The organism is Pseudarthrobacter naphthalenicus, assembly GCF_029076445.1.
GTDB lineage: Bacteria > Actinomycetota > Actinomycetes > Actinomycetales > Micrococcaceae > Arthrobacter > Arthrobacter naphthalenicus.
Genome location: NZ_JARESG010000005.1, coordinates 30,479 through 47,700, shown reverse-complemented (window position 1 = coordinate 47,700; position 17,222 = coordinate 30,479). Strand labels below are relative to the sequence as shown.

General features: G+C 65.3%; 15 protein-coding genes. 6 read left to right on the top strand and 9 right to left on the bottom strand.

The window, feature by feature from the left end:
- Positions 1 to 154 precede the first annotated feature (154 nt).
- A complete protein-coding gene (locus PY310_RS06590; protein WP_275213533.1) occupies positions 155 to 1,546 on the bottom strand; it encodes a class II 3-deoxy-7-phosphoheptulonate synthase in 1,392 nt (463 codons plus the stop codon).
- A gap of 71 nt (positions 1,547 to 1,617) precedes the next feature.
- The gene (locus PY310_RS06585; protein WP_275213532.1) at positions 1,618 to 2,430 is read right to left on the bottom strand and encodes a lysophospholipid acyltransferase family protein; all 813 of its coding nucleotides are present in this window, start codon (positions 2,428 to 2,430) and stop codon (positions 1,618 to 1,620) included.
- A gap of 112 nt (positions 2,431 to 2,542) precedes the next feature.
- Here PY310_RS06585 and PY310_RS06580 point away from each other — a divergent pair, with 112 nt between their 5' ends.
- Genes PY310_RS06580 through PY310_RS06570 form a run of 3 tightly spaced genes read left to right on the top strand, consistent with a single transcriptional unit; the run spans position 2,543 to position 4,783 of the window.
- Positions 2,543 to 3,343, top strand: a complete 801-nt coding sequence (locus PY310_RS06580) for an alpha/beta hydrolase (protein ID WP_275213531.1) — start codon at positions 2,543 to 2,545, stop codon at positions 3,341 to 3,343.
- Positions 3,340 to 4,134 (top strand): alpha/beta hydrolase, encoded by a 795-nt coding sequence (locus tag PY310_RS06575; protein ID WP_275213530.1) that lies wholly within the window; start codon positions 3,340 to 3,342, stop codon positions 4,132 to 4,134. The genes PY310_RS06580 and PY310_RS06575 overlap by 4 nt, the downstream gene beginning before the upstream one ends.
- A complete protein-coding gene (locus PY310_RS06570) occupies positions 4,127 to 4,783 on the top strand; it encodes a hypothetical protein (protein ID WP_275213529.1) in 657 nt (218 codons plus the stop codon). Before PY310_RS06575 ends, PY310_RS06570 begins: the two co-directional genes overlap by 8 nt.
- A gap of 26 nt (positions 4,784 to 4,809) precedes the next feature.
- On the opposite strand, the gene PY310_RS06565 is transcribed toward PY310_RS06570, so the two are convergent.
- Positions 4,810 to 5,901, bottom strand: a complete 1,092-nt coding sequence (locus PY310_RS06565; RefSeq protein ID WP_275213527.1) for an ROK family glucokinase — start codon at positions 5,899 to 5,901, stop codon at positions 4,810 to 4,812.
- 181 nt (positions 5,902 to 6,082) lie between these two features.
- On the opposite strand from PY310_RS06565, the gene PY310_RS06560 reads away from it, so the two are divergent.
- The gene (locus PY310_RS06560; protein ID WP_275213526.1) at positions 6,083 to 7,891 is read left to right on the top strand and encodes an AMP-dependent synthetase/ligase; all 1,809 of its coding nucleotides are present in this window, start codon (positions 6,083 to 6,085) and stop codon (positions 7,889 to 7,891) included.
- Between the two features lie 94 nt (positions 7,892 to 7,985).
- On the opposite strand, the gene PY310_RS06555 is transcribed toward PY310_RS06560, so the two are convergent.
- Positions 7,986 to 11,381 (bottom strand): pyruvate carboxylase, encoded by a 3,396-nt coding sequence (locus PY310_RS06555; RefSeq protein ID WP_275213525.1) that lies wholly within the window; start codon positions 11,379 to 11,381, stop codon positions 7,986 to 7,988.
- 303 nt (positions 11,382 to 11,684) lie between these two features.
- On the opposite strand from PY310_RS06555, the gene PY310_RS06550 reads away from it, so the two are divergent.
- The gene (locus tag PY310_RS06550) at positions 11,685 to 12,506 is read left to right on the top strand and encodes a ParA family protein (RefSeq protein ID WP_275213524.1); all 822 of its coding nucleotides are present in this window, start codon (positions 11,685 to 11,687) and stop codon (positions 12,504 to 12,506) included.
- 86 nt (positions 12,507 to 12,592) lie between these two features.
- Here the strand turns inward: PY310_RS06550 and PY310_RS06545 are convergent, their stop codons facing one another.
- The 5 genes from PY310_RS06545 to gcvH all read right to left on the bottom strand — a co-directional run bounded on the left by PY310_RS06545 (position 12,593) and on the right by gcvH (position 15,671).
- Positions 12,593 to 13,189: a MerR family transcriptional regulator gene (locus tag PY310_RS06545; RefSeq protein ID WP_275213523.1), complete on the bottom strand. Its 597-nt coding sequence runs from the start codon at positions 13,187 to 13,189 to the stop codon at positions 12,593 to 12,595.
- 237 nt (positions 13,190 to 13,426) lie between these two features.
- Positions 13,427 to 13,930, bottom strand: coding sequence for a bifunctional nuclease family protein (locus tag PY310_RS06540; RefSeq protein WP_066285823.1), 504 nt, complete (start codon positions 13,928 to 13,930; stop codon positions 13,427 to 13,429).
- Positions 13,930 to 14,646, bottom strand: coding sequence for a transcriptional regulator FtsR (gene ftsR, locus PY310_RS06535; protein WP_275213521.1), 717 nt, complete (start codon positions 14,644 to 14,646; stop codon positions 13,930 to 13,932). The genes PY310_RS06540 and ftsR overlap by 1 nt, the downstream gene beginning before the upstream one ends.
- 23 nt (positions 14,647 to 14,669) lie before the next feature.
- Entirely contained in the window at positions 14,670 to 15,146 is a 477-nt protein-coding gene (locus tag PY310_RS06530) for an FHA domain-containing protein (RefSeq protein WP_275213520.1), read from the bottom strand.
- 138 nt (positions 15,147 to 15,284) lie between these two features.
- Entirely contained in the window at positions 15,285 to 15,671 is a 387-nt protein-coding gene (gene gcvH, locus PY310_RS06525; RefSeq protein ID WP_190988958.1) for a glycine cleavage system protein GcvH, read from the bottom strand.
- A 271-nt stretch (positions 15,672 to 15,942) separates the two neighbouring features.
- Between gcvH and PY310_RS06520 the strand changes: the two genes are divergently transcribed.
- The gene (locus PY310_RS06520; protein WP_275213518.1) at positions 15,943 to 16,812 is read left to right on the top strand and encodes an Fpg/Nei family DNA glycosylase; all 870 of its coding nucleotides are present in this window, start codon (positions 15,943 to 15,945) and stop codon (positions 16,810 to 16,812) included.
- Positions 16,813 to 17,222 lie beyond the last annotated feature (410 nt).

Here is a 17,222-nt window from a genome sequence, read left to right as displayed (position 1 = left end):
CAGCGCCCGGCGTCACACGGGGCATGGATTCAGCCGTGCGCCGCGACGCCGGCCCCTGAAATCCGCGGGCACGCCGCCCCCGGGAACCCAAAAAGGGTGCCTCCCGTGACAAAAGTCCGGGAGGCACCCTCAGCTGGAGGCACCCTTGTTGCGGTCAGTGCTTGGCCAGTGCCCCCGCCACAAGGAAGGCCATCTCAAGGGACTGCATGTGGTTCAGGCGGGGGTCGCAGACAGACTCGTACTTGTCGAGGAACGACTCCTGGTCCACCGGATCGGCGCCGCCGAGGCACTCGGCAACATCGTCACCGGTCATTTCCACGTGCAGGCCACCGGGAACGGTGCCCAGGGCGTGGTGCACTTCGAAGAACCCGCGCACTTCGTCAATGACGTCGTCGAAATTCCGCGTCTTGTAGCCGTTGGGTGAGGTGACGGTGTTGCCGTGCATCGGGTCCGTGACCCACAGGACCTGGGCGCCGGAGGCAGTGACCTTTTCGACGACGGCGGGAAGCTTCTCGCGGATGTTTCCCGCGCCCATGCGCGTGATGAAGGTCAGGCGGCCGGGTTCGCGTTCCGGGTCCAGTTTGTCGATGAGGCGCAGGGCGTCGTCCCCGGTGGTGGAGGGGCCCAGCTTCACACCGATCGGGTTGCGGACGCGGGAGAGGAAGTCGACGTGGGCGTCCTCGAGTCCGCGGGTCCGCTCCCCGATCCACAGGAAGTGGGCGGAGGTGTCGTAGGGGAAACCGGTGCGGGAATCGATGCGGGTCAGTGCCCGCTCGTAGTCCAGCAGCAGGGCTTCATGGCTTGCGAAAAACTCCACGCGCTTGAGGGCTTCGAAGTCCGCACCGCAGGAGGCCATGAACTTAATGGCGCGGTCAATGTCCCGGGCCAGGGATTCGTAACGGGCATGCGCCGGGTTTTCGGTGAAACCCTTGTTCCACTGGTGAACCGAGCGCAGGTCCGCGAAGCCGCCCTGGGTGAAGGCCCTGATCAGGTTCAGCGTGGAAGCGGAGGTGTGGTAGGCCCGGAGCATCCGGGAGGCGTCATGGCCGCGGGACTCGGGAGTGAACTCATAGCCGTTCACAATGTCCCCGCGGTACGCCGGCAGGGTCACCCCGTTGCGGGTCTCGTCATTGGATGAACGCGGCTTGGCGAACTGGCCGGCCATCCGGCCCATCTTGATGACGGGCATTGCTGCACCGTAGGTAAGCACCACGGCCATCTGGAGGATGGTCTTGACGCGGGCAGAGATCTTGTCCGCGGTGGCGGCCTCAAACGTTTCGGCACAGTCGCCGCCCTGGAGCAGGAAGGCCTTGCCTTGTGCCGCGGCGGCCAGACGCTCGCGGAGGACGTCCACTTCGCCGGCGAACACCAGCGGCGGAAGCACGGAGAGTTCGCGGACCGAGGCGTCAAAGACGTCCTTGTCCTGCCAGCTTGGCTGCTGGGAGACGGGAAGATCCCGCCAGTCATCAAGGCCAGGATAATCGGCGGCTCCGCTCTGGGCGGTGCTGGACAGCGAAAAGGCAGGTTTTGCAGATAGCTCAGTCACTATCTAAGACTAATGCGCTCCGGACTCTTCGGAACACCGGGCCGTCACGCGGTCCGGGGGCAGCGTCACAGTCAGCCCGCGGCGGCGTCGTTGCCGTTCGTACCGGCGTCTTCTCCATCGGTATCTGTGGCATCGGTAATGCCGGCATCTGTCCCCGTGGCCTGGCTGCCGCCGGCACCTTTGAGGTCCGTGCCGGTGGTCTCGGCCCCGGCCAGCCGGAGTTTGACCACGGCTGCGTACTCGTCCACGTATTCCTGGCCGGAGAGCCGCATCAGCTCGAACATGATCTGGTCCGTGACCTTGCGCTGGACCAGCCTGTCATCGGCCTGGCCGGCGTACTGGCTGAAATCCAGGGGCGCCCCGAAAATCATGCCGATCCGCCGGATGTTGGGCATCCGCTTGCCGATGGGCTGGACCTTGTCCGTCCCGATCATTGCCACCGGAATGACGGGTACACCGGCCTGCAGGGCAAGCCTCGCCACGCCCACCTTGCCGCGGTAGAGGCGCGCATCGGGGCTGCGGGTCCCCTCGGGATAGATGCCCAGCAGGCCGCCGCTGGTGAGGACATCCATGCCGGCGTTCAGCGACACCGCGGATGCCGCCCCGCCGGAGCGGTCCATGGGCAGTTGATTGGTGAGCCTGAAGAACATTGCCGTCAGCCGGCCTTTGACGCCGGTGCCCGTGAAGTACTCGGATTTTGCAAGGAAAACGACCGGCCTCGGCACCATCAGCGGCATAAAGATGGAGTCGGAAAAAGACAGGTGGTTCGAGGCGATAATGGCCGCCCCCTCCGCCGGGACGTTGTCCAGTCCCTTGACCCAGGGGCGGAAGAGAAGCCGCAGTACCGGCCCCAGGAAGATCCTTTTCATGACCCAATAAAACACGTGTCGAACCTCTCCGGATGCCTGCCCGCCGGCCCCTCCGTTGGGTCAGGCCAGCAATTCAATGCAACCCTACTCTAGTGAGATTTATGGCGAACAGTGACACGATGGACTCATGACAGAAAGCAGCACACCGCCCCGGCCTGCCGCTTTCAGCTACCCCGGCCACGGCCCCAATGCCAGGACCGGGATCGCGATCTGTCACGGCTTTACCGGCAGCCCGCTGAGCGTCATGCCGTGGGCTGAGGAACTTGCCGCCCAGGGATTTTCCGTTTCTGTCCCCCTCCTCCCGGGCCACGGGACTGACTGGAGGCAGCTGGCACGCTGCAACTGGCGGGAATGGTATAACTCCTTCGAAGCCGCCTATCAGGAGCTGAACGCGCGTACCGATCATTGTTTTGTGGCCGGTTTGTCCATGGGAGGTGCCATCGCACTGCTGACCGCCGCGCGGCATCCCGTGGCAGGGGTTTCGGTGGTCAACCCGGGGCTCAGCTTCTACGACCGCCGCGTGCGCGTCATCGGAGTACTCAAGTATTTCCAGCGGACCACATCACCCATTCAGGAAGAACAGCCGACGGCGGCAGTAACGGACGACGGCGACTACTCGCGTACGCCGTTGGCGGCCGTGCACGAACTCAAGAAGCTCTTTGGCACTGCCGCCCGCAGGCTGCACTGCATCAACGCCCCGGTCCAGGTGTTCAAATCCAGGACCGACGCCGTGGTGCCGCCCACCTCGCTCGCGACGCTGCGGCGCCGGCTGGGCCCGCGGCTGGTGGAGGTGGTTGACCTCCACAGCAGCGGCCATGTGGCTACGCTCGATGTTGACGCCCCGGAGATCTTCGCCAGTTCCATCCGGTTCTTCCTCGAACATTCCCGGTCTGCACACACCGCCCAACCCACCTCGGAGACTTCATGACCAGCCTTCCGGACCACAGCCCCTTCAGCAGCCCCGCCGCCGGTGAGGGAGCCCGGGTTGGTGTGGTCCTCTCGCATGGGTTCACGGGCAGCCCGCACGGGCTCCGCACCTGGGCCCACGCACTTGCCGACGCAGGCTACGCCGTTCGCATGCCTTTGCTCCCCGGCCACGGCACCAGCTGGCAGGAGCTGGCCAGGACCCGGTGGACGCAGTGGCATTCGGCGCTTGACGACGCCTACCTTGAGCTCGACGCCCAGTGCGACCATGTTTTTGCCGCCGGCCTGAGCATGGGTGGTGCCCTGGCACTGAGGATCGCCGCCACCAGGCCTGTCACCGGCGTCATCCTGGTCAACCCCGGCCTGGTCATCGATGATCCCCGCGCCCCGCTGGCCGGCCTCCTGAAGCTGGTACTCAAGAGCACTCCGGCGATCGCCAACGACATCCTCAAGCCCGGCGTGGACGAGGGTGCCTATCCCCGGACTCCGGTGGCTGCGGCCCATGAACTGAACAAAATGTTCAAGGACACCATCCGGCTGCTCCCCCGTGTGACCGCGCCAGTGCGGGTGTTCCGTTCAACCGTGGACCATGTGGTGTCGGATTCGAGCATCGTGGCCCTGCGCCGCGGTTTGGTCAATGCTCCCCTGACATTGACCGCCCTGGAGAACAGCTACCACGTGGCAACACTGGATAACGACGCCGAGGAAATCTTCCAGGGGTCCGTGGACTTCATCCGGGCCGTACTGGCTGAGGCTGCAGCAACCGGGGTCACGGAGGGTGCTGCCCGTGACTAGGCCCGACTCCGGCTCTCCGGACCAGAGCGCCAACCAGGACGACGCCGTGTGGCTCGATCTTGTTGCCCGGCTGGAGGGCACCGACTCCGAGGTCAGCAGCGCAGGGGAAGCCAACACTGAGGAAGGCAACACCGGGACCGACGGCACCTCGGAAGCCGGCGGAGGGCAGAACAACCCGGTGCCGGAGGCGCCAGGCCGGCCGGCAACGTTCCGCGATTTTGATCCCCTCGGCCTCGCCGGCCGGGCACCCACCGAGTTGTCCGCGGCAGAACGGTCGGCCGCGGCCCCAACCGGCGGTGGCGGTCAGTCAGGCGGTGGTGGTCAGTCAGGCGGTGGTGGTCAGTCAGGCTCCGGGCCGGACGGTCCTACCACCGCCGACGGCCCCCGGGACTATGCGGTGGAGGACGACGACGGCGAATTCGTGCCCGAGGATCCGCCCAGCCTCGCCGGGACTGACCCGCTGACCATGCTCGCCTGGCTTGGCGCGGTGGGCGGCCCGATCGCCCTGCTCCTGTCAGCCATGTTCTGGCGGTCGGCGCCGTTGCTGGCAATAGTGGGCATAGTGGTGGCGTTTATCCTGGCCGTGGTCTTTCTGATCATGAAGCTGCCGCAGGAAAAAGACGACAACGACGACGGCGCCCGCGTCTGAGCGGTTCGGCACGGCGGCGGCGCGCCTCAGCTCCGCAGGCGGGTGCTCACCCGAGAGAGGTCCGCTGCCCCGATGAGGCCTGCATTGGGTCCCAGGGCTGCCAGTTCGATGCCGGCAGCCGGACGGAAGCCGCGACCCGTCAGGTTCCTGGCGAACGCCTTGCGGGCCGGTTCCACCAGCAGATCCCCGGCGGAGCAGAGTCCGCCGCCGATCACGAAGAGTCCGGGGTCCAGCGCGGCGGCGAGATTGGCCAATCCCAGGCCCAGCCACTCCCCTACTTCGTCCAGGAGCTCCCGGCAGGCGGCATCGCCTGCGAGGGCAAGTTCGGTAACGATCGCACCGGTGATCCGCTCTGGTTTCCCTCCCACGGCGGCCAGGAGTTCCTGGGCTACCGGAGAATTGGCGGCAGCCAGGATCCTTGCTTCGCGCCCCAGCGCATTGCCGGAGGCATATTGTTCCCAGCAGCCGCGGTTGCCGCACTCACAGCGGTGGCCGCCCGGCATGATGATTTGATGGCCAAATTCCCCGGCGACCCCGAACCGGCCCCGTTCCAGCCGCCCGTCCATCACCATGGCTCCGCCGATGCCGGTGCCGAGGGTAATGCACACCATCCTGCTCTCACCCTGCCCCGCACCAAAGCGCCATTCCGCCCAGGCTGCGGCGTCGGCGTCGTTCGTCAGCAGGACGGGCCTGCGCAACAGACGCTGCAGGTTGGCGCGCAAAGGCTCGTTGCGCCACGCAAGATGCGGGCTGAACAGTACTGTTCCGCCGTCCAGATCCATCCATCCGGCCGCGCCGATACCCACTGACCGGATCCGGCGGCCGGCACCCAGCTCGTCCACGAGCTCGACGATGACCTGTTCCACGGCCCGAGGATCGCTGCCTGGCGTGGACCGCCGCGCCTCACACAGGATCCGGCCTTCGCTGTCCACCACTCCGGCCGCCACTTTGGTGCCGCCGATGTCAACGCCGATGGCCAGCCCCTTGCGCCCGGGCCGCGCGCCCGCGCGCAGCTGCCCGCCTCGCCAGGTCGTTCTGCGGCCAGGCCAGGGCCCCCGCCGCCAGGGCAAGGGCCGGCTGGTCGGACTGGCCTGCTCATGGAGGGAAGCTGCGTACATAGTGACTCATTCTAGGCGCGCCCGGTGCCGGTGCCGGTTCCGGCAGCCCGGCCCCGAACCTTCCCGTACCCTTTGACTCGGATGTTACTGGCCAGTAGGTTTGTGACTGCACGACCACGTTGCGGGCGTACTAGTCTTTAGGGACACCCTGCGCGGGTCCACGGATATCAAAGGAGCTATAGTGCGAGAATTCAGCGTTCCGCCAATGGTTGTTGTCCCCCCGGAAACCAACACCACCGATCTGGTGCTGCGGCAGGCAGCCAAGCCCAGCAACCCGGCACTGTTCTCGCGGCTCAATTCCGCAGGCGCCTGGCAGGACATCTCCGCAAAGGAGTTCCTCGCAGACGTCTCCGCGCTGGCCAAGGGTCTGATCGCAAGTGGCGTGGGTCCCGGAGACCGGGTGGGCATCATGTCCCGCACACGCTACGAATGGGCACTCGTTGACTTCGCCATCTGGTTTGCCGGGGCCGTGTCCGTGCCGATCTACGAAACGTCGTCGCCATCACAGGTTGCCTGGAACCTCGGGGACTCGGGTGCCGTTGCAGCCTTCGGCGAGTCGGCCCACCACGAGGACATCATCCGCCAGGCCGCCAATTCTGAGGGCCTCACTGCGCTGCAGCACGTCTGGCAGCTCGAAGGCGCCGGACTGGACGCGGTTCGCGAAGCGGGCCGGGATGTCAGCGACGCCGACCTCGAGGAGCGCCGGACGTCCGCCAAACTTAGCGACGTAGCCACCATCATCTACACCTCCGGCACCACCGGTCGGCCCAAGGGCTGCGAGCTCACCCACGGAAACTTCGTGGAGCTCTCCGACAACACGCTGGCGATCCTCGGCGACGTCGTCAACGAGCAGGCCAAGACCATCATGTTCCTGCCGCTGGCACACGTGTTCGCGCGGTTCATCTCGGTCCTCGCTGTGGCGGCCGGAGCCACCGTGGCCCACACGCCGGACATCAAGAACCTTCTCGCTGACCTGCAGAGCTATCAGCCCACGTTCATCCTGGCGGTGCCCCGGGTGTTCGAGAAGGTCTACAACTCGGCCCTGACCAAGGCGGAGGACGGCGGCAAGGGCGCCATCTTCCACAAGGCCAGCGAGACAGCTATCGCGTTCTCCAAGGCACGCCAGGCAGGACACGTGGGCTTGGGTCTCAAGCTCAGGCACGCCCTGTTCGACAAACTCGTTTACGGGAAGCTGCGTGCCGCCATGGGCGGGAATGTGGCCCATGCGGTATCCGGCGGCGGACCGCTGGGGGAACGGCTTGGCCACTTCTTCCAGGGCATCGGCCTGCAGATCCTGGAGGGCTACGGCCTCACGGAGACCACGGCCCCCATCACCGTGAATACCCCTGCCCTTATCAAAATCGGGTCGGTGGGCAAGCCCCTGCCGGGCAACGCGGTCAAAATTGCCGACGACGGCGAAATCCTCGCCAAGGGCGTCTGCGTTATGCGCGGCTACTACCGGCGTGAGGACCTGATGGCCGAAACCTTCAGCGACGGCTGGTTCCGCACCGGCGATATCGGAAAGCTGGATGAGAACGGCTTCCTGTGGATCACGGGCCGGAAGAAGGAAATCATCGTCACGGCCGGCGGCAAGAACGTCATTCCGGCCCTCCTGGAGGATCAGATCCGCGCGGACGCCCTGGTCTCGCAGGTCCTGGTTGTCGGTGACAACAGGCCCTTCATCGGCGCCCTGGTGACCCTCGACCAGGAAGCTCTTCCCGGCTGGCTGCAGCGCCACGGGCTGCCTGAGTCCACCAGCCTTGAGGAGGCAGCCGGGAACCCTGTGGTGAAGGCCGCCGTGCAGGACCTTATTACGCAGGCCAACAACTCGGTGTCCCAGGCAGAAGCCATCAAGTCCTTCCGGATTGTCGCGGCCGACTTTACGGAGGCGTCCGGTCACCTGACCCCTTCCATGAAGGTGAAGCGTGCCCAGGTCATGAAGGACTTCGAGACAGTCATTGAGGAAATGTACGGCGCACCCCGCGACTGAGCCGCAAACCTGAAACAACCAACGCGGGGTCACTTCCCGCCCGAGAAACTGAGTTTATTGGGCGGGAAGTGACCCCGCGTTGGTTTAGGTGGTGTTACTCGACGACCAGGAGGAGGTCTCCGCCTTGGACCTGCTCCACCGCGGAAATGGCGAGGCGTGAGACCTTGCCGCCCACCGGCGTCGTGATGGATGCCTCCATCTTCATCGCTTCGATCGTGGCCACGGTGTCCCCGGCCTTCACCGCGTCCCCGGCCTTGACGGTTACCGTGACAGCACCGGCGAACGGCGCCGCAACGTGGCCCGGCTGCGCCGGATCGGCCTTCTCGGCGGCCTTGACGTTGCTGACCACCGAGCGGTCGCGGACAACGACGGGGCGTGACTGCCCGTTGAGCGTACACATTACGGTCCGCATGCCCTTTTCGTCGGGCTCCGAGACGGCTTCCAGCGAGGCAATCAGCCGGACGCCCTTTTCCAGCTGGATCTCGTGCTCCGCGCCCCGTTGCAGGCCGTACAGGTAATCGCGCGTGTCCAGTACCGAGATGTTGCCGTAGGTCTCCACGCTCTTGAGGTAGTCCTTGGTGGGGCCGTCGAAGAGCAGCCGGTTCAGGGTGACCTGCCGCGTCTTGGAGTCTCCCTTGAGCGCGGCGCTGTCCTCAGGGCTGAGCTCCGCGTCGCGGACCTTGATGCTGCGGCCCTGCAGCGCCTTGGTACGGAACGGTTCGGGCCAGCCTCCGGGCGGGTCACCGAGTTCGCCGGACAGGAACCCGATCACGGAGTCCGGGATGTCATAGTTTTGCGGGTTCTCGTTGAAGTCCGCCGGATCCGCGTTGAGTCCCACCAGGTGCAGGGCAAGATCGCCCACCACCTTCGACGACGGCGTGACCTTGACCAGGCGGCCGAGGATACGGTCCGCGGCGGTGTACATGTCCTCGATCGCTTCGAAGCGCTCCCCCAGTCCCAGCGCCATTGCCTGCTGCCGCAGGTTGGACAGCTGGCCGCCCGGGATCTCATGCTTGTAGACCCGGCCAGTGGGTCCCGGCAGGCCTGATTCGAACGGCGCGTAGACGCGGCGCACGGCCTCCCAGTACGGTTCCAGGGAGCTGACCGCATCCAGGTCCAGGCCGGTGTCCCGCGGGGTGTGGGCCAGTGCCGCGACCAGGGCGGAGGCCGATACCTGGCTGGTGGTGCCGGCCAGCGAAGCGGATGCAACATCCACGGCGTCCACGCCGGCGTCAACTGCCGCCAGCAGGGTGGCAAGCTGGCCGCCCGCCGTGTCGTGGGTGTGGAGGTGGACCGGAAGGTCGAACCGCTCGCGCAGGGCGGCCACCAGCTTGGCTGCCGCGGCCGGCCTGAGCAGGCCGGCCATATCCTTGATGGCCAGGATGTGGGCGCCGGCGTCGACAATCCGCTGCGCGAGCTCCAGGTAGTAGTCCAGGGTGTAGAGCTTCTCGTCCGGGTTCAGCAGGTCGCCGGTGTAGCACAGGGCTACCTCCGCCACTGCCGTTCCGGTGGCCCGGACTGCGCGGATGGCAGGCGCCATCTGGTTCACGTCATTGAGCGCGTCAAAGATGCGGAAGATGTCGATGCCGGTGGCCGCTGCTTCGTTGACGAAGGCCTCGGTCACTTCCTCCGGGTACGGCGTGTAGCCGACCGTGTTCCGTCCGCGCAGCAGCATCTGCAGGCAGACGTTGGGCAGCGCCTTCCGGAGGGCCGCCAGCCGGTCCCAGGGATCCTCGCCCAGGAAGCGCAGTGCTACATCGTAGGTGGCGCCGCCCCAGGCTTCAACGGACAGGAGTTCGGGCAGCAGCGCGGTCACTGCCGGGCCTGCTGCCACGAGGTCGCGGGTCCGTACGCGGGTAGCAAGGAGCGACTGGTGGGCGTCGCGGAAGGTGGTGTCGGTGACCGCAACGGCCGTCTGCTCCCGCAGGGCCTTGGCGAAACCTTCCGGGCCGAGATCCTGCAGCCGCTGGCGGGAGCCCGGGGCGGGCTGCAGGTCAGTCACGGCTGGCAGCTTGGCGGCCGGATCCGAATGCACGGTGAGTTCGCCGTTGGGCTTGTTCACAGTCACTTCGGCCAGCCAGGTCAGCAGCTTGGTACCGCGGTCAGCGGAGACCCTGGCCTTCAGGAGCTGCGGACGCTCGTCAATGAAGTTGGTGGCCACATTCCCGGCAATGAAGTCGGGATCGTCCAACACGGCCTGCAGGAACGAGATGTTGGTGGACACGCCACGGATGCGGAATTCGGCGAGTGCACGGCGGGCACGGGCCACGGCCGCCGGGTAGTCGCGGCCACGGCAGCTCAGTTTCACCAGCATGGAGTCGAAGTGCGGGCTGATCTCGGCACCCGAGTACACGGTGCCGCCGTCGAGCCGTACCCCCGCGCCGCCGGCGGAGCGGTAACCGGTGATCTTCCCGACGTCGGGCCGGAAGCCGTTGGCGGGGTCCTCGGTGGTGATACGGCACTGCAGCGCGGCGCCCCGGAGCTTGACCGTCTCCTGGGACAGGCCGAGGTCCGCAAGGGTTTCGCCCGATGCGATCCGCAGCTGTGCCTGCACCAGGTCGACGTCGGTCACTTCCTCGGTGACGGTGTGCTCCACCTGGATGCGGGGGTTCATTTCAATGAAGACGTGCTGCCCGGCGCGTTCGCCCACGGTGTCGACGAGGAATTCGACGGTTCCGGCGTTGACGTAGTTCAGGGCCTTGGCGAATTTCACGGCGTCGCGGTAGAGCGCCTGGCGGATCCCCTCGTCGAGGTTGGGCGCGGGCGCGATCTCGATGACCTTCTGGTGGCGGCGCTGGATGGAGCAGTCACGCTCGAACAGGTGCATGACGTTCCCCTCGGCGTCGGCCAGGATCTGCACCTCAATGTGCCGGGGCCGGAGTACTGCCTGCTCCAGGAACATCGTGGGATCGCCGAATGCCGCATCGGCTTCGCGCATCGCCGCCTGAAGTGCCTCCGGCAGGGCCTCGCGTGTGTCCACCCGGCGCATGCCGCGGCCGCCGCCGCCGGCAACGGCCTTGGCGAAGATGGGGAAGCCGATCTCGTCAGCGGCCGCGATCAGTTCATCAACGTCCTTGGACGGTTCGCTCGACTTAAGGACCGGAACGCCGGCATCGCGCGCGGCCTTCAGGGCTGCCACCTTGTTGCCGGCCAGCTCCAGCACCTCCGCCGGCGGACCGACGAAGGTAATGCCTGCGTCCTTGGCGGCGCGGGCCAGGTCGGGGTTTTCCGAGAGGAATCCGTACCCGGGGTAGATGGCGTCGGCCCCCGATTCCTTGGCTACCCGCACTACCTCGGCGACATCCAGGTAGGCCCGGACGGGGTGCCCCTCTTCGCCGATCAGATACGCCTCATCGGCTTTCTGGCGGTGGATCGAGTTGCGGTCCTCGTTGGGAAAGACAGCAACGGTCTTGGCGCCCAGCTCGTAGCCGGCGCGGAAGGCCCTGATCGCGATTTCGCCGCGGTTGGCCACCAGAATCTTGGAAAACATACTTCTCCTGCATCATCGCGGGTGTATCGGTAGGTTGTGACAGTGTCTAAGACCTGTGCCGGGAAACACAAATCATTGTGGTCACTGTCACAGAAACTTCCGTCATGTCCCGTACGAATCGACGGATGCTCCCGGATGCGGTCCGCGGGGCGGACCATATAGCCGTGCCGGTTTCGCATAAGGCGGAATTCACCGGCCTGGCCACATATGATGATTACGGCGGCAGGGGCCGCCCGGCTTCGGCACTGCCGGAGCAAACATTACCCCCAACACGGCATCCGGCGTTAGGTTTTGGTCTCACAAGTGCAAGTAGTCAGCATCAGCAGCCTCAAGGGCGGAGTCGGCAAGACTTCCGTCACCACAGGATTGGCGTCTGCGGCGCTTGCCGCGGGCATTCCCACACTGGTGGTGGATCTGGATCCCCACGCAGATGCGACCACTGCCCTCGGCGTCCAGCCCGGTGAGCAGCTGGATATCGGCAGAATGCTCAAGAGCCCCCGCCGGGCCAAACTGGCTGAGAACGTGGCGGGCAGTTCCTGGACCGCGCGGGCCCAATCAAACGGGTCCGGGCCGGCCATCCTGGACGTCGCCGTGGGCTCCGCCTATACGGGTATCTACGATCGCCCGGACCTGGGCCGCCGCGATCTCCGCCGGCTGTCCTCAGTCCTTGCCGGCGCCGACCGTTATGACCTGGTCCTGATAGACTGCCCGCCCTCCCTGAACGGACTGACCCGAATGGCCTGGTCCGCAAGTGACAAGGTGGCGCTCGTGGCCGAGCCCGGGCTGTTTTCCGTGGCCGGCACGGAGCGGACCATGCGCGCCATCCAGCTCTTCAAGCAGGAATTCGCGCCCAACCTCTCACCCGCGGGCATTGTCGCCAACCGGGTGCGCACCGGTTCGTCCGAACACACCTACCGGCTTGCCGAGATGGAGTCGATGTTCGGGGACTTGCTGCTGAGCCCCCGCATTCCCGAGCAGGCAAACTGGCAGCAGATCCAGGGGGCCGCCCACCCCGTGCACCACTGGCCGGGAGAGTCAGCCAAAACGTCGGCGGCCCTTTTTGATGCCCTGCTGGCCAACCTCCTCGCGGCCGGCAGCGGGTTGCGCAACCGGACCCAGCGCTGAGCCTGCCGGAGGCTATCCCCGATACAGAAAAGGCAACCCCCGCCTGAGCATTTCAGGCCGGGGTTGCCTTTTCCGTGTGTCTGAGGTCAGCTGATTTTGCGCGCCGCGCGCCGTTTGCTCAGCTCGTCGTCGGGAAAGGACTGCACGGCCGCGTGCTCGCTTGGCAGCGACGCCAGGCTCCCCTCGACTTCGCGCCACACGCGTCCCACGGCGATGCCGAAGACACCCTGGCCGCCCTGGACAAGGTCAATGACTTCATCGGCGGAGGTGCACTCGTAGACGCTCGCGCCGTCGCTCATGAGCGTGATTTGCGCCAGGTCCTCCACCCCGCGTTCGCGCAGGTGTTCCACGGCCGAGCGGATCTGCTGAAGGGACACGCCGGTATCCAGCAGTCGCTTGACCACCTTGAGTACCAGGATGTCCCGGAAACCATAAAGTCGCTGCGAGCCGGAGCCGGCGGCCCCGCGGACGGCAGGTTCAACCAGCCCGGTCCTGGCCCAGTAGTCCAACTGACGGTACGTGATGCCCGCGGCTTTGCAGGCCGTAGGGCCGCGGTAGCCTGCGTCTTCGTCAAGGACAGGGAGGTCTTCGGTAAACAGGAGGCCCTGGGCACCGCTCGCGGGCACAGCAACACCAGCCGTTGTGGGCTGCTTCAGTCCGCCCGCTTCGCCTTTGGGACTCACCTGGATCCTCCTTCGTATAAGCTCCCGGGGACCACTGCATCAGCCAGTGCACGTATGAAGTCCATACGTGCAATTCGCGGGGGTCGTACTTTTACAGTGTGACTTGCGCGGCTGCTGTAAGCAATGGGAGCTTGATACCTTCGACGTTAGGCCCGCGCGGGCCGCAGGTCAAAGACCTAGGACCGATCGCGAAAGCGTGTCGGAAGTTTCAGCCTCAACTTTAACCTTAATGACGCCTCAGCCGTCAAAATCCTCGGGTTCCACGTCGTCCAGGAACTCCCGGAAGCGCCGCAGTTCCCGCTCTTCATCCACGGTGGGGCCAGGCTCGGTGTCCTCACCCTCGTCGTGTTCCGTGATGCGCACTCCGGCTTCATCCATGACCGAGTCAGCACACCAGATCCGGCACTTGGCCCGCAGCGCGATGGCCAACGCATCCGAGGCCCGGGAACTGACGGTAGTGCCGTTCTCGAACTGGAGCTGGCCATAGAAGATGTTGTCCTCCACAGCCACGATGTTCACGCTGACAACTGAATGCCCCAGGGACTCCACAACGTCCACGAGAAGGTCGTGGGTCATGGGCCGCGGCGGGACGACCCCTTGCTGGGCCAGGGCAATGGCACTGGCTTCCGGCGTCCCGATCCAAATGGGCACGTGGCGTTCACCGTGAATCTCGCGCAGGAGGACCAGCGGCTGGTTGGAGGGCAGTTCGATGCGAACGCCTACGATCTCGACTTCGATCATCAGATGTCCATCCGCGAGATGCGGTCCTGCACCAGGGCCCGGTGCAGGATCAGGCAAAGGTCGGAAATTTCGCGGGCTGCTTCTGCCGCCCGCGCCTGTGAAGCGGAATCGCGACGGGACGCCAAGGGGGCAACCGCCCGCTCCACGAGCCCGAATTCGCGTTCCGCGGCGGCCTGGAACGGGCGCAGGTGGCGCGGCTCGAGGCCGTGGCCCTCCAACTGCACGCATGCCCTGGCTACCTGGAGCGCATGCTCATCAAACTTGCCGTGGCTGTGGCTGATGAGCCCGAAGCTGAGCAGCGACTGGAGGAGCGGGACGCTCGCTCCGGACTCCGCCCGCAGCTGTTCCTCGCTAAATTTACGCCCCCGGTTTTGGAGCTCCGCTGCAAGTTCGTCGGAGACGATCCTGGGCGAGACCACGACGCCGGGAGGCAGGTTTTCGGGGCGCTCTCCCCTGTCAATGGCGTCAAGGTAGTCCTTGATGACTTTGAGGGGAAGGTACTGGTCGCGTTGCAGGGCCAGCACAAAGCGCAGGCGCTCAACATCGCTCTCAGCGTATTGCCGGTAGCCCGCAGGGGTCCGGCGCGGATTGATGAGTCCCTTTTCCTCCAGGAACCTGATTTTCGACGCGCTCATCCCGGGAAAGTCGGCGCTGAGTTGTGCGAGGACTTCCCCAATGTTCAGGACGTGGGGTCCCCGGCGTTCCGGTTGGGCCATGGCCACAGACAAGTGTTCCTGAATCAGGCGCGGCCTGCTGCGCGGGCAGGGCTCAGGTAGAAGGTGAGGCGGAACTTGCCGATCTGAACTTCGTTCCCGGACTTCAGCTCCACACTGTCAACCCGGTCATGATTGACATACGTCCCGTTGAGGCTGCCCGTGTCCACAACTTCGAAGCTGCGGGGCGTGCGGCGGAATTCCACGTGCCGGCGCGAAACGGTGACATCGTCGAGGAAGATGTCCGCATCCGGGTGCCGGCCAGCGGTGGTGACGTCGGAATCCAGCAGGAAGCGGGCGCCTGCATTCGGTCCGCTGTGGGCAACCAGCAGAGCGGATCCGGCAGGCAGGGCCTCGACCGACAGCCGCTCCTCGGTGGAGAGCCTGGGGGCAATGATGGGCTCATCGGTGACGGGGGTGAGATGGATCGAGGTGGTCTCCGAAGCCCTGGCCGCACCTGTGCCGTAATCGCCTTCGGCATGGTCCTTCTTGTGGCCAACCATGGCTTCCTCCTCTTTCGCTGCAGCTCACACGACTGCACTCAACATTTCCCGCGGGATACGCGCGGTTTCGACGCGGGTCCCATCCGGCCATTGACGTGCGAAGACGCCTGCTGGCCGGACCGGATTAACCCGTTATGTTCAGCCTACCTGCTGTTCGTACTCCGATGCACTGAGCAAGGAGTCCACGGCGTCCGCTTCGGCGAGCTTGATCTCGATCAGCCAGCCGTCACCGTACGGATCCGTGTTGATCAGCGCCGAGTCGGTGTCGAGGGATTCGTTGCGGGCGACCACTTCCCCGCTCACCGGGGCATAGATGTCGCTGACGCTCTTGGTGGATTCGACTTCGCCCACGACCTCATTGGCGGTGACCTTGCTGCCGGCTTCGGGCATCTGCGCGTAGACAACGTCACCGAGTGCGTCCTGGGCGAAGTCGGTAATGCCCACCCGGACGACGCCGTCGGCGTTCGGTGCGGTGACCCACTCATGTTCGGCGGTGTAGGACAGGTCTTCGGGAATGTTGCTCATCAGGGGCCTTTCATCGGGTCAATCACCAATGTCAACGGGGCCTGGGAAACAAGCCGCCGCTGAAAGTATAGGCACAAGTCCTCGGGCGTTCGAGGGTGATTCTGACATGATGGGACGCATGGGATCACAGGCACGGGCAACACCCGGGAAAAGCGATATGGGGCTCCGCGGATCATCTTTGGCGGTGGCGCCCTGCTGAGCCTGAGGGCGAAGGCCGGTTGGTTCCCCCTGCGCGCCCTCCCCCATCTGCCGGCTGCCGGTCTGTAGTCCCATGCCCGAACTGCCCGAGGTTGCCGGCCTGGCCGGATTCCTGGATGAACATCTGCGCGGATCGAGGGTGCAGAAGGTCCAGATCGTGTCGTTCGCCGTTCTGAAGACCGCCGATCCGCCTTACACGGCGCTGGAGGGAAGCACTGTTGCCGGCGTGCGGCGGTTCGGAAAGTTCATCTGCATTGACACCGACGGACCGTCCCTCGTTTTCCATCTTGCGCGGGCCGGCTGGGTCCGTTTCACTGATTCCCCCACCGACACGCAGTTGCGGCTTGGCAAAAGCCACATCGCCGCGAGGATCACTTTCGACGGCCCCCGCGGCCGTCACGGCATCGACCTCACCGAGGCCGGGACGAAGAAGAGCCTTGCCGTTTATGTGGTGCGCGATCCGCAGGACGTTCCGGGAATCGCCGCCCTGGGCCCGGACCCCTTCAGCGCGGCTTTCGACGCCGACGCGCTGGCTGAACTACTCGGATCCAGTTCCCAGCAGATCAAAGGCCTTCTCAGGAGCCAAAGCGTCATCGCCGGGATAGGCAATGCCTACAGTGACGAGATACTGCACGCAGCCAGGATTTCGCCCTTTGCGATCGCCAAGTCGTTGGACCGCGGTACCGTGCAGGTTCTGTACGGCGCCATCCATTCCATTCTCGGCACGGCTTTGGCCGAGGCCGCGGGGAAGCCTCCCAGCGAACTCAAGGACGTCAAGCGCAGCCATATGCGGGTCCATGCCCGGACCGGGGAGGCATGCCCGGTCTGCGGGGATACCGTCCGGGAAGTGTCGTTCGCTGACACGGCCCTGCAATACTGCCCCACGTGCCAGACGCACGGCAAGATCCTGGCGGACCGCAGGACCTCCAAGTTCCTGAAGTAGCAGAGGCGGCGTGCAGAAGATTGCCGCCCTGCAGGATTGTTCACTTAACAAAACGCGGAGTCTTCCCACCTTGGAACCAGCTGAGTAAGCTGATTCTCACGTCCCCCCAAAATGATCACGGGCTGGACGAAAACTGGAGTATTGAAGGTCCTGAGAACGGCATTCATGCTCAGTTCAGTGCCTATTCAGGCCAACTGTGTATTCACATCACCCACAGCGCCCCGTCGATTCCGAACCCGGGGGTAAACAGGGTTCCGTTGGCGCGGGCGTTGGCACCCTCAAGCAGCCTTGGGCAGCGTTAGGCGGAAGGGCAGCGCCGATGCACCCAAGGCCTTGAGAGACAACCGTAGACAGGCGAGTCAACAAGGGCGTGCACCGCGCCGACGACGGCCAGTGCCTGCATCCCTGAC

Coding starts and splice junctions, on each gene's coding strand:
- ftsR (WP_275213521.1), bottom strand. CDS start 14,646: ATGGCCCAACCGGAACGCCGGGGACCCCACGTCCTGAACATTGGGGAA.
- PY310_RS06530 (WP_275213520.1), bottom strand. CDS start 15,146: ATGGTTGGCCACAAGAAGGACCATGCCGAAGGCGATTACGGCACAGGT.
- PY310_RS06520 (WP_275213518.1), top strand. CDS start 15,943: ATGCCCGAACTGCCCGAGGTTGCCGGCCTGGCCGGATTCCTGGATGAA.
- PY310_RS06565 (WP_275213527.1), bottom strand. CDS start 5,901: ATGTACGCAGCTTCCCTCCATGAGCAGGCCAGTCCGACCAGCCGGCCC.
- PY310_RS06580 (WP_275213531.1), top strand. CDS start 2,543: ATGACAGAAAGCAGCACACCGCCCCGGCCTGCCGCTTTCAGCTACCCC.
- PY310_RS06540 (WP_066285823.1), bottom strand. CDS start 13,930: ATGATCGAAGTCGAGATCGTAGGCGTTCGCATCGAACTGCCCTCCAAC.
- PY310_RS06555 (WP_275213525.1), bottom strand. CDS start 11,381: ATGTTTTCCAAGATTCTGGTGGCCAACCGCGGCGAAATCGCGATCAGG.
- gcvH (WP_190988958.1), bottom strand. CDS start 15,671: ATGAGCAACATTCCCGAAGACCTGTCCTACACCGCCGAACATGAGTGG.
- PY310_RS06575 (WP_275213530.1), top strand. CDS start 3,340: ATGACCAGCCTTCCGGACCACAGCCCCTTCAGCAGCCCCGCCGCCGGT.